Raw genomic sequence first — 12,949 nt, forward strand, 5'->3', positions numbered from 1 at the left:
ACTGAAAAATGCCCTTGTACTTCAGTGACAGGGGCATTTTTTTAACAGAACCAGCTACAAGGAACCGGATCATGAACAATGGCATTCACAAGCTGCTGATCGTCGGTGGTGGCAGCGCCGGTTGGATGGCGGCGGCATTGCTCAGTCGCATGCTGCCAAAGCTGAGCATTTCCCTGGTGGAGTCACCTTTGGTGGGCACCATAGGTGTAGGCGAAGCCAGTATACCTCCCCTGACCCACTTCAATCAGTTGCTTGGGATCTCTGAGGCCGAGTTCATTGCCGCGACCCAGGGAAGTTACAAACTGGGGATCGAGTTTGAAAATTGGGGTGCCAAGGGCGAGCGCTACATGCATGCCTTTGGCAGTATCGGAAAATCCCTCGGCGCCACCGACTTCCACCAGCTGTGGCTCAGACAACAAGCCGCAGGCGACAGCACGGATTTCTGGCGTTATTCTCTGAATTATCAGGCCGCCAAGGCCAACCGATTCTCACCCAACGCCCAGCTGCAGGGCTCCCCCCTGGCACCTTTGGTACACGCCTATCATTTTGACGCCGGTCTGTACGCTCAAATGCTGCGCCGTTACAGTGAGAACAAGGGCGTCAACCGGATTGAAGGCCATATCACCCAGGTCATGCAGCAGGATGGCCGCATCGCCTCTGTGGTGCTGGATTCGGGTCAAACACTCAGTGCAGACTTTTTTATTGATTGCACCGGCCTTGCCGCCTTGCTTATCGGCAAGACACTGGCCACCGAATTCGAGGATTGGGGCCATTTCTTGCCCTGCGATCGCGCCATTGCGGTACCGACCCAGCGCACCGAACCTCTGCAGCCCTATACACGGTCCATCGCCCATGAAGCAGGCTGGCAGTGGCGCATTCCACTGCAGCACAGAACCGGCAACGGCATGGTCTATTGCAGCGAGTATTGGAGTGAGGATGAAGCCACGGCGCGTCTATTGGCCAATTTGGATGCCCCCATATTGGCCGAACCCAGGCTCATCAAATTCCGCACCGGTCGCAGGCAACAGCAATGGCAACAAAACTGCCTGGCATTGGGTCTGGCCAGCGGTTTCCTGGAGCCACTGGAGTCCACCAGCATTCACCTGATCCATTCCGGACTGGTGCGCTTTATCCGGCTGTTTCCAACGGATATGGATGGCGGTGCCTGCCGCGAAGAATATAACCGTCAATCCCGGGCCGAGTTTGAACAAATTCGTGACTTTATCATTTTGCATTACCATCTTAACCGTAGCCGTCATGGCCATAGCTCTGCCTTTTGGCAACACTGCGCCACCATGGATATCCCCGCAAGCCTGAAGCACAAGCTGGACTTGTTTGCCCAAGGTGGCCAGGTATTCCGTCATCAGGATGAGCTCTTCAGTGAAGCGGCCTGGCAGCAGGTGTTCCTGGGTCAGGGACTGTTGCCGGCTCATTATCATCCTATGGCCGACACTCCCGCAGCCGCCGATCTCTCCCAGTACCTCAAAGACATGGGCAAGGTAGTCGATGCCACCGTCGCTGCCATGCCTTCTCACACAGATTTTCTCAGGAGCCTAGCCCGATGACCAAGAAGCCACTCCTTTTCACCCTGTTCCCCCTGTGCTGGTCCCTTGGGGCAATCGCAGCGCCCGATATTGCCGAACTTAAAATCGAGCCCAGTAATTGGTGGGCCGGCATGCATAACCCCAAGCTGGAATTGATGCTGCACGGCAAGGGCATTGGCCAGGCCGAGCTGCGGCTGGAAAATGCACATGGGGCTGAACTTGAAAAAACATTCAGTGGCAGCAGTGCCAATTATCTGTTCGCAGATCTGGATCTGGGCCAGGCCAGCCCGGGAGACATCACCCTGGTGCTGACATTGAACGGTAAAGAGCAGCGCTTTAACTATTCGCTGCTGGAGCGCCGGTCCGGCTCGGCTGAGCGCGCCAGTTTTGATGGCAGCGATTTGATCTATCTCATTACCCCAGATCGTTTTGCCAACGGTGACAGCAGCAATGACAATGTTGCCGCACTGGGCGATGCCGCCGATCCGGACAACAAGGATGGTCGTCATGGCGGCGATCTCAAGGGCATAACCCAGCATCTGGATTACCTGGCGGACCTTGGCGTCACTCAACTGTGGATTAATCCGGTGATGGAAAACCGCCAGCAAGCCTATTCCTATCACGGTTATTCAATAACAGATTTTTATAACGTAGATCAGCGATTTGGTACCAATCAGCAGTACCGGGAGCTGGTCCAGGCCGCAGACCAAAAGGGCATGGGGGTGATCAAGGACGTGGTGCTCAACCACATAGGCTCAGGCCACTGGTGGATGCAGGATCTGCCCTTCCCCGATTGGATTAACTATGCCAATAAACCTGTATATACAAGTCACAGGCGTACCACAGCGCAGGACCCCTACGCCACCGATGCAGACCAGCAGGACTTTGCCAGCGGCTGGTTTGTTGATTCCATGCCGGATCTCAACCAACGTAACCCGCAGCTGGCCACTTATCTGATTCAAAACAGTATCTGGTGGATTGAATTTGCCGGGCTTTCGGGGCTGAGAACCGATACCTGGTCCTACTCCGACAAGGCGTTCCTCACCCGCTGGGCAGCCCAGGTGCGGGGGGAATATCCCGGCCTTAATATTGTCGGCGAAGAGTGGAGCACCAATCCCAACATAGTCAGCTACTGGCAAAAGGGTAAAATCAATCCCGACGGCTATGTCTCCGAACTGCCTGCCTTGATGGACTTCCCCCTCAATGACACCCTGCTCAGGGCCATCAACACCAAGGAAGATTGGGGCAAGGGCTGGATAGAGCTGTATGAGGCACTGGTCAACGATAATCTCTATCCCGTGCCCCATAACCTGGTGCTGTTTGAGGGCAACCACGATACCAACAGACTCTACAGTGTGCTGGGTGAAGATCTGGATAAGTACAAACTGGCGCTGGCCTATGTGTTTTGTGTCAAACGCATCCCACAGTTGTTTTATGGTACCGAAGTGCTGCTGACCAGCCCGGTTGAAGGGCGCCATGATGGCCTGGTGCGCGGGGATATGCCGGGTTTCAACGGCGATGACAGGGTCAATGCCTTTACCGGTAAGGGGTTGAGCACAGAGCAAAAGCAAGCACAGGCCTTTGTCCGCACCCTGGCGCAATTCCGTAAACAATCGCGGGCACTTGCCGAGGGACAGCTGAAACACTTCGTGCCCCAAAAAGGCGTTTATGTGCTCTACCGTGAAGCCCCGGCCAATGAAGGCAAGGCGGCCGAGCATGTGCTGCTGTTGCTGAATAAAAACCCGGGGACCACAGCCATTGATATGGGGCGCTTCGCCCAATACCTGCCCCCAGGAACTAGGGTTAACAGTCTGTTTGAAGGCAAGAGCTTCAATCTGCCCGCGCAATTGCAACTTAGCGCGCCGGTGACGCTGCTGAGCTGGTAAGCCCTGAACCGAAAACTGTGATGACGGAAAAGAATAAGATGAACAAGACCCACACGAAGGTCAAAGCCAAGAGCGGCCCGAACTGCAAGATGGCAATGACAGCTTTGGCCTTGTGCTGCTTCATTGCGCCGGCTATTGCCGCAGCCCCCGAAAAAGCGGCGATCTACCAGATTTTTACCCGCCTCTATGGCAACGATAAGCAAGTGAACAAACCCTGGGGCACGGTAGCCGAAAATGGGGTTGGCAAATTTGCCGATATTGACGACAAGGCACTGGCGGACATCAAGGCCCTCGGGATCACCCATGTCTGGTATACCGGGGTACTACACCATGCCTCGGTGACGGATTACAGTGCCTATGGTATTGGGATGGACGATCCGGATGTAGTCAAGGGCCGCGCCGGTTCCCCCTATGCCATCAGGGATTATTACAATGTGGATCCGGATCTGGCGCGCGATCCCGATAAACGCCTGCAGGAATTTGAGGCGCTGATAAAGCGCAGTCACAACCATGGCCTCAAGGTTATCATGGACATAGTGCCCAACCACGTTGCCAGGGGCTATGACTCGGTCACGGCCCCCGACGGGGTGAAGAGCCTCGGGGCCGATGACAACAGCCAACTGGCCTACAGCAAGCACAATGATTTTTACTATGTGCCCGGCGCGGATTTCCAGGTGCCGGACTTCGGCCCCAAGGACCTGCCCCTTGGCGGCGCTAAGGCCCCCGGCCTTGACGGTCAATTTGCCGAGTCCCCGGCCAAGTGGACCGGCAACGGCAGTCGCAGTCATCAACCCCGGGTCGATGACTGGTATGAAACGGTCAAGATAAACTATGGATTGCGCCCCGACGGCAGCCATGACTTCCCTTCCCTGCCTGCCGACGCTGCCACCTGGAATACGACCAAGCATGGTGCCTTTTGGCAGCAACAGGATCCCCAGCAGCTGCCATCAAGCTGGGCCAAGATGCGCGATATTGCCCGTTTCTGGCTGGTCAAAGGCGTTGATGGTTTCCGCTACGATATGGCCGAGATGGTGCCGGTGGAGTTCTGGAGTTACCTCAACAGCGACATCAAACGCATCAAGCCGGACGCCATGCTGCTGGCTGAGGTGTATGACCCGTCCCGCTACCGGGACTATCTGCACCTTGGCAAGATGGACTTTCTCTACGACAAGGTGGGCATGTACGACACCCTTAAGGCGGTTATTCAGGGTCGTCAGGAGACCGACAGTATCGGTCTCGCCCATGAGGCGGTAGCCGACATCGCCCCCCATATGCTGCACTTTCTGGAAAACCATGATGAGCAGCGCATTGCCAGTCCTGAGTTTGCCGGCGATCCCCGCAAGGCCCTGCCGGCCATGGTGGTCTCCAGTTTGCTGACCCAGGCACCGACACTGGTCTATTTTGCCCAGGAATTGGGCGAAGACGGCAGTGAAGATGCAGGATTTGGCAAACCCAGCCGCACAAGTATCTTCGACTATGTGGGCGTCCCCACCCTGCAGCGTTACCGGCAGGCCAAGCGCACAGGCGTAGCCTTGCCTGCGGATATTGCCGGCCTCAGACGCTACTATCAGCAACTTCTGACACTGTCGCTGAGTGAGCCTGCATTGCGGGGTGAACTGCGACTGGTACCACTGCCCGGCAACAGCCTGTTTGGCTTTATCCGCCAATCCGGCCCCGACAGGCTGTTGGTCTTGAGCCATTTTGGCGCCGAACCCCTGGCGTTGGAGCAGCAGCTTAGTCCGGAGTTCGTCCCGGAAGGTCATGGGCAACAGCGCATGCTATTGTCGTCCCTGCTGACGGACGTAGATGGCAAGCCAATCCAGGCCGAACTCTTGCAGGGAAAACTCAGGCTCAAGCTTCCGCCCTACAGCTCAGCGGTTTTCAGATTACATGTGGAAGTCGGCGCGTCGCAATAATTAAGGAGATACCCCATGCTGCCTGGCTTGAAGGGCCTTCATCACGTTGCCCTTATCGTATCTGACTATCAGACCTCGAAGGCCTTTTATACCCAGGTGCTGGGGTTGCCAGTGCTCGCTGAACACTTCAGGGCCGAACGCCACTCCTGGAAGCTGGACCTAAGTCTGCCCTGTGGCGCCCGGCTGGAGTTGTTTTCCTTCCCTTCAGCGCCGGCCAGGCTGAGCTATCCAGAGGCCTGTGGCCTGAGACATCTGGCATTTGAGGTCAGCGATCTGGATAAGGCGCTGGACCATCTGCAATCCAGGGGCGTTGCCACCGAGGCAGTCCGGGTCGATGAAGTCACGGGAAGACGCTTCTGCTTCTTTGCCGATCCCGATGGCTTACCGCTGGAGCTTTACCAAGCCGGATGAGTAGTATGGGCAGCGGCTCAGTTGAGCACGCTGCGTATCTTCTTCAACAGGGTTTCGGCATTGGTTGGCTTGATAATGTAATCTTCGGCCCCGAGCAGCAATGCATTCTGAAAATGCTCCACATCGGCATAGCTGGTCAGCATGATAAGTGGAATGTCCTGCAGCACCGGGGTCTTTTTACATACCTTGAGGGTTTCTATGCCATCCAATATCGGCATGTCTATGTCCAGCAGAATAAGATCCGGCTTCAGCACCTTGGCCTTAAGCAGCACCTCCACCCCGTTCGATGCCTTTTCCACCTTGTAACCATGCTGCTCCAATATGGTGGCTATGATTTTAAGTACCACGTCCTGATCGTCCGCCACCACCACGGTGGCCTTTCGCAGGTTATCCTTTTTCTCCAAGGCAGCCTTTTGCGCCAACAGTTGGGTCGACAACTCATTGAACAAAGACTCACTCTTTTCCTTGAGTCGGTTGAGTTGGGGATTAATGGAGTGCTTCCTCAGTTCATGAATAAACTTGTTGATCTCCTCGTCAGGCAAGGCATGGAACACCTTACGGAAGGATTTCATAAAGGCACTTTCGGAAATGGAACTTAAGATCCCATCCACATCCTGCATGATATTGGTGATCAGGGAAGACTGTTGTTTACTGGCCACCTTGACCGACTCATGCAATCCCTGCAGTTGGCTGGCGGTATTTTGCATTTCGTACTGCATATCCAGCCCGGCCTGATCAAAACGTTTCAGTTCGGCCTTCAGTTCGATGATCTCTATCAGCTTGTACAGTGTCAGTATGATCTTGTGATTGTCATACACGGGACGAATGGTGTCGTAGCTGTCAAAGGTCTCGTTACAGCACAGCTGAAAGGCATCGTTTCTGTTGTTCTTTTCGCACAGCAACATGGACGCGTGCGGCACGGTTCTCAAGGTATTGAAATGCTCGTTGGCCTGCAGAAAATTTTTCAGACTCTCGGCATGGGACACTTCCTGAAAACAGTAGACCAGCAACATGCGTTTATGTGCCGCCTGACACAGGCTGCTGAGCTTTTTGTTTTCAACCCGGATATCGACCTTGATAACGCGCTCAAAATAAACGCCCACTATGGCTTCTACCGGCTCCACCAGGTCGAGATCATCAAAAAACAGTACCAAGGTCGTCGTTGAATCCTTCATCGCTTTCTCCCATCACTGCCTATGCGCTGTGAATCACATCCGGCCATAGGCCGGCCTTATCATTCTTGCAGGGTATCGCCCTGAGGCTGGGCCTTGGCCGCCAACAAGCTGACCTGCTCCTCAATCCGCGTCTTGAATTCATGCACCAGGTGCAAATCCTTGGCCGCAGCCTGTTGCTCCAATTCACTGAATATCTGGCCCAAGCGGCTGGCGCCTGAGGAATTGGCGGCCCCCTTGAGCGCATGGGCCAAGCGCCGGATCTCTTCCGCCTCCCCCTCATCCATCGCCTTATACAGGGGTTCTATATCCCTGGCCAAAGCGTCGAGGAAATACTGCACTATGGAATTCAACACTTCTTCATCATCGGTACCCAGGATTTCCGCCAGCTTGCGATAGTCGATAGGGCTATCTTCCCCCACCGTTTCCTGTGCCGTGACCACCTGCTGCTGGCGCTGTTTAAGGCTATTGCGGCCGTGCCAGGCCAACAGCTTACTTTTGAGCAGCTTGAATTCCACCGGCTTGGCCAGATAGTCATCCATACCCGCGGCCAGGCAATTTTCGGCTTCTCCGGACATGGCATTGGCGGTAATGGCGATGATCAGTGTGGGCTCAAGCTGCTGCTCTTTTTCCAGTCGCCGCACTTCTGCTGTGAGTTCAAAGCCATCCATATTGGGCATGTGGCAGTCGGTCAGCAGCACCCGGAAGCGGCCCGTCTTCCACAATTCCAACGCTTTGGCACCATCCTCCGCCAGTTCGAAACGGCAGCCGATTTTTTTCAGCTGCAGCGAGATCACTTCCCTGTTGGTCTCATGATCCTCGGCCACCAGAATGCGGAATTCGCTGTCCTTGGCAATGTCGGTTTCTGAGGCGCTGCGACCCATTTTGCCCCGCTCGGTTCCGGCAAAGGGCGTCCACAGGCTATTGGGCTGACCATTGAGCATGGCCATGCCGGCCAACAAATCCGAGGGTTTCAACGGATGACAACTGAGCACACAGACACCTTCACTTTCTTCGCCCTTGGAAGAGATGGAATCCTCATCCATCATTAACAACTTATAGGGCAGATGTGTCCGCGGATGTTCCGCCTTGTGAGCTTTATAGGCCTGGTAATAATCGCTTATCAGCAAGCCGCTGAAATCATCCAGTAAATTGGCGTCAAACAGGTTGCCACTGATATTGCGGGGGTTGATGCACCGATATTCCAGTTCCAGTTGATCAAGCAGGTGCAACACTGAGACCAGATACTGTTTGTTTTCAATACAAATAATCAGGCCCGGGTTGAGCCCCTGATACAACTCCTGCTCTGACTCACCGTAGGGATCCGCAGTCCTGCAGGGCAGCCTTATTCTGAAGGTGCTGCCAACGTTGGGCTCGCTCTCTACTTCAATCTTGCCACCCATCAAATCGATAAAGGATTTGGTAATGGTCAATCCAAGACCAGTGCCACCATATTTGCGGGTGGTGGAGGAATCGGCCTGGGTAAAGGGTTCAAACAACTGGTTCATCTGCTCCCGGGTCATGCCGACTCCGTTATCTATCACCTCCAGCACCACTTCATGCTCCTGGGTATGATTGCGCCTAAATTCGGTGCGCAGCATCACCAGCCCCTGTTGGTGCTGGTTGTGGGAGAACTTGATGGCGTTGCCGAGCAGGTTGAGCACTATCTGGCGGATGCGCACCGGATCCAGCAGCACCTCTCGCGGCAAACTCAGATCCGGCAGTATATTCAGGAACACATTCTTGCTGGCCGCATTGAACCAGAGCACTTCAACGGTTTTTTCCAGAATAGACAACAGGGAGGTGGGTTCAATTTCCAGCTCCATCTTGCCGGCTTCAATCTTGGAAAAGTCGAGGATGTCGTTGATGATTTCCAGCAGTGAAAAGGCTGAATCCCGGATGGTATTGGCCATCCGCTGCTGCTCTGAACTGAGCCCGGTATCCCGCAGCAGATCTATCATGCCGACGACCCCATTCATCGGGGTACGGATTTCATGGCTCATTACCGCCAGGAACCGCGACTTGGCCTGGCTCGCCTGGTTCGCCTCGGCACTTTCACGCTCCAGGGTCTGCTGCACCAGCTTCACATCGGTCACATCAAGGTTGATACCAAAGAGCTTTACCGCCACGCCATTGCGAGTGATGGTGTCCCCGGCGGCTTTAATCCAATGAATATTACCTGTCTTGCGATTGATAACCCTGAATTCGGCGTGATAGGCCCTGCGCTCTTCGATGGCGGTGCGCACCCTGAGCTCCGCTTCTTCAATATCTTCCGGATGTACCTGATTGCTCCAGTCCTCATAAGTCAGCGCCCGGCCGTCATTATCCAGCCCGTAGGTCTGGTACATGCGGCTGTCCCAGTGCAGCTCACCCGTCTCTATGTCCATGGACCAGTTACCTATGCCCCCCGCTTCCGAAGCCAGATCCCGCCCCTTAATCAGTTCCTCACGCTGGAACTTGGCTTCGGTCAGTACCAGTTCAAACTGCTTACGTTGACTGATGTCTTCGCAGGCCATCAGGAAATATCGCGGTTGACCGTTCTTGTCGCGGATAAGACAAACGGACACATTGAGCCAGACAATGTTGTCATCCAAACGCAGGAAGCGCTTCTCGTCGGTATGAAACTTAAGTTCGTTGGTCAACATCAGATCGCTGAACCTCAGGCAATCCTCAAATTGTTCCAGGTTGATGGCCAAACTGCTGTCCATCAGGGTGATTTGTTCACGGCTGCAGCCAAGAATGCCGCAAAACTTGTCGTTAACCTCCAGCCAGGTGCCATCAATACCGATACGGGCAAAACCCACCGGAGCCTGCAGAAATGCGGCGCGATATCCCGTCTCCCGCACCGGCGAGTCGGACGCTGAGTCCTCAACACGCCCAGTGCTCAGCCACAGCCAACACAGTTCCCGACCATCGAGGTTGCTGAACTGTCCGGACAGACTGAAATCGAGCACCCGTCCCTCATGGTTCAGCAGGGAGAGCTGCTCGGGGAAGTTGCTGCTGAGGTCCCAATAGGGCGAGAGTTCGGCAAAATCCTGCTGCAGTAACAAACTGTGCTCATAGCCCAGCAACAGGGCCAAAGCGTCACTGGCATCGAGGATTTCCCCTTCCTGGTCGAGCAGCAGGAACAGATCGCCATGGATATAAGGCGACAGGGTGTGGGTTTCATAACTGGGTAAAGGCTCGTGCTTGTCGGTTTCTTCATGTATGTCATCCAGCGCCACCACATAATGGCTGACCTCACCGTTCTGATCCCAAACCGGAAATGCCGACAGTTGGCTGTAAAACCCATGACCATCCTTGCGCAATTGTTTGACTATGCCGTTGCAACTGCGGCCATAGCTGATGCCGCTGCTGAGCAGCTTTTCGATGCGGCTGTTACTGCCGTCCTCCAGCAGCTGCATCAAAGGCTTTCCCTTGAGTTCATGGGGCGAGTAACCGGTCAGGACCTCAAGCCACTTGCTGGCGTACAGTATGCGGCCATGATCTTCCACCGACATCAAGAGCACGGCCCTTGGCAGGGCATCCAGGCTGTGACTGACCGCCCGCAGCAGTTGTAATTCACGCTGAAACTCCTGCCACTGGCCGGATTGGGTCTCCAAGGCATCAATGGCCCGGGCAAGCCAGGCGGTGATCCTCAACAAGGGCGGCAAGGCGTCGGTATTGAGCTTGTCATTGTGATTCAGCAGTCGTGCCAGCGACGGCAAACTGGCCTCAATCCGGGTCAGGGGTAACAGCACAGTCTGATACAGGAATGCCAGCCAGGCGACCAGGCTCAAGCACAGGAGTGCCAATACAATGAATCCGGGTTGGTTAAAGGAACCGAAACGGCTTAGCAGTGCCGTCTCAGGCACTTCCAGTGCCAGGCTCCAGCCGGTGTTCAGCTCATTGAACAGATTGATGGGGCTGGCGACAACTTGCAGGGCATCCGCTGGCTCGTTCAAGGACAGCCAAGCGGCTCCCATAGACATCACATCGGCGCTTTTATCCTGCTGCGATCGGGTCTCCCAGGTGCGGTTCAGCTTGGTGTAGTCACGATTGAGTTGCCAGTGTCGGTTGTTATCCTGAGCAAATTCGGCAAGCAGCTTATTTTTGCTGTCCAGCAACAGCAGTCGGGAATCGCCCAGCCCACGTGCCGACATCCCCCTTAGGGTGTCGGTCAGTATGGCCTCAATCCGGGCAAAATCCATCACCCCCACCCAGTAGCCCAGCAGCTCACCGCCGGAGGCCTGGATCTGCGACGCAAACAGCATATCGAAGCGCAGCGGATCTTCATTAAGCAGAAACTGCTCCGGTCCCACCACCAGGGTGCCGCTTCTGTTACCGGGCTCCAAGCGTTTTCCCATGCTCATTTGCTCGAACCAATCCAGCCCAGCCAGGTAATCCGCTTCAATACTCATGGCATAAACCGGACGGCCAAAGGGATCGATACTGTTTTGAGCCACAAGACTGCCATCGGCGCCAAGCAGCAAGATCTTGCTGTACTCCCCCTTCAGCAGCACCAATTGGTCCAGCCTTTGGGTCATAACCTCCGAAGATTGCTGCTGAAACAACTCGGCCATTGTCAGTGGCAACACCTTGGCATCCAGCAAACGCTCATGCAGATGCTGCTCAATGGCCGCCAGCGTGGCTGTCAGTTCAGCCTGCAGGTGCTGCTGCTCAGAATGGAGCAAGTTGTTACGAAAGACCATGGAAAAGGATTGCAGCGCAAGGGCCGCAAATGTCAGCACCAGGGCAGCAGCAAGCAGATGATATCTAAACCATTTCATCGGACGGGCCTCCGCTGCTCAGTGCGCACCTGAACCCTTTGCCCGTGCAAACTACCCGCCGCTGCGGAAACTGCTGAAAACTTGGCTGGCGGTACATCCTTGAGCATTTCCATGGAAATCCCTTTGAACATGGCCAATTGACGGGAGCAATAGTCCCCTAATCTGAATTAAGAATAGTCAATAGATTGAAATGCAGTGAAAAATTGTAGAGCTGGACGAAAAATCAGCCTTAGGTACAGATTAGGTACAGAAAAGCAAAACCCGGCGCTGAGACAACCGGGAATCCAAGAATCATAGCTATTGGCCAAGTCATGGCCAAGGCGCCCTGGACAGCGACCTACACCATGCAAGAGACTGTGTAATAGACCATGCGGGGGAACATGCAAGAGACCATGCAGAACAAGGGAATTCAGTCCCTGCCGGTACCTATATCCAGACGCACCATATCCGCAGCCAGCCCTTGGGCTTCAGCACTGCTGCTGGAGCTGAGACCATCAAAGACACCCTGTTGATCGGCCGTCTTTTTATGCTGACCATACTTAACCTTGGCCTCCAGGGATTCTATCTCAATGGTCACGGCCACAATGGCTTTGGACAGGCGTTCAACGTATTCTGGCGCCAATACCTCAGTCCGGCCAGTGAGTTCGGGGTCAAACCGGTCGCACATACGCATCAGTAATGGGATGCTTTCCGTGGCCGGCAAACAGCGAGCCCGCCCCAGTACATGTACGGCACTGTAATTCCAGGTGGGGACCGAGGGTTGATTCCGGTACCAAAGTGGACTGATATAAGCATGTGGACCACTGAACACCAGTCTCACCTGTTGACCGTCCAATAAACGCCAATGATCATTGGCCCTGGCCAAATGGCAATGTACCGCCCGTGCCTCCCGGTCCAACAAAAACGGCAGATGACTTGCCTGAGGTACAAGCTGCTCACCATTGGAAATCAACAAGCCAAAAGGATAGCGTTCTATAAAATCAAACACCTGTGATTCGTCTGTCATGGCCATGGCCGGTGGTATATACATGCTGCCTCCACTGCTGAAAATTTTAACCTGAGGCTAACATGCTCACCCATTGCAATCTACGCAATTGCCTGTTTAATAGAAATATTTACAGTTTCATAGCCAATTGCAATGGCGGCCTCGATGTTAGCGCCAGGTTGCATGGCACCCATGAATACGTATGTATGCAGTTGTCCGTCAAACTTAGGCGGGGGTACTATCAATCCGCTGATTTTCAACCTCGG

The 12,949-nt window shown here is 54.6% G+C and carries 7 protein-coding genes; 4 read left to right on the forward strand and 3 right to left on the reverse strand.

From position 1 onward, the window contains the following. The first annotated feature begins 71 nt into the window (after nucleotides 1–71). The 4 genes from JYB84_RS09365 (at nucleotide 72) to gloA2 (ending at nucleotide 5,757) form a co-directional block, all read left to right on the forward strand. Nucleotides 72–1,565: a tryptophan halogenase family protein gene (locus tag JYB84_RS09365; RefSeq protein WP_207319847.1), complete on the forward strand. Its 1,494-nt coding sequence runs from the start codon at nucleotides 72–74 to the stop codon at nucleotides 1,563–1,565. Continuing rightward, on the forward strand, nucleotides 1,562–3,430 hold the full coding sequence (locus JYB84_RS09370; RefSeq protein ID WP_207319848.1) for a glycoside hydrolase family 13 protein: 1,869 nt from the start codon (nucleotides 1,562–1,564) through the stop codon (nucleotides 3,428–3,430). Before JYB84_RS09365 ends, JYB84_RS09370 begins: the two co-directional genes overlap by 4 nt. Before the next feature lie 95 nt (nucleotides 3,431–3,525). Continuing rightward, entirely contained in the window at nucleotides 3,526–5,346 is a 1,821-nt protein-coding gene (locus JYB84_RS09375; RefSeq protein WP_407696029.1) for an alpha-amylase family protein, read from the forward strand. A 15-nt stretch (nucleotides 5,347–5,361) separates the two neighbouring features. Beyond that, entirely contained in the window at nucleotides 5,362–5,757 is a 396-nt protein-coding gene (gloA2, locus tag JYB84_RS09380) for an SMU1112c/YaeR family gloxylase I-like metalloprotein (protein ID WP_207319850.1), read from the forward strand. Nucleotides 5,758–5,774: 17 nt separating this feature from the next. On the opposite strand, the gene JYB84_RS09385 is transcribed toward gloA2, so the two are convergent. The 3 genes from JYB84_RS09385 to JYB84_RS09395 form a co-directional block, all read right to left on the reverse strand. Then, nucleotides 5,775–6,932, reverse strand: a complete 1,158-nt coding sequence (locus JYB84_RS09385) for a response regulator (protein ID WP_207319851.1) — start codon at nucleotides 6,930–6,932, stop codon at nucleotides 5,775–5,777. 59 nt (nucleotides 6,933–6,991) lie between these two features. Then, nucleotides 6,992–11,698, reverse strand: coding sequence for a PAS domain S-box protein (locus JYB84_RS09390; RefSeq protein WP_207319852.1), 4,707 nt, complete (start codon nucleotides 11,696–11,698; stop codon nucleotides 6,992–6,994). 409 nt (nucleotides 11,699–12,107) lie between these two features. Continuing rightward, on the reverse strand, nucleotides 12,108–12,728 hold the full coding sequence (locus tag JYB84_RS09395; protein ID WP_207319853.1) for an FMN-binding negative transcriptional regulator: 621 nt from the start codon (nucleotides 12,726–12,728) through the stop codon (nucleotides 12,108–12,110). Nucleotides 12,729–12,949 lie beyond the last annotated feature (221 nt).

Origin of the sequence: Shewanella cyperi, assembly GCF_017354985.1 — a bacterium.
In the GTDB taxonomy this organism is placed as follows: Bacteria; Pseudomonadota; Gammaproteobacteria; order Enterobacterales; family Shewanellaceae; genus Shewanella; species Shewanella cyperi.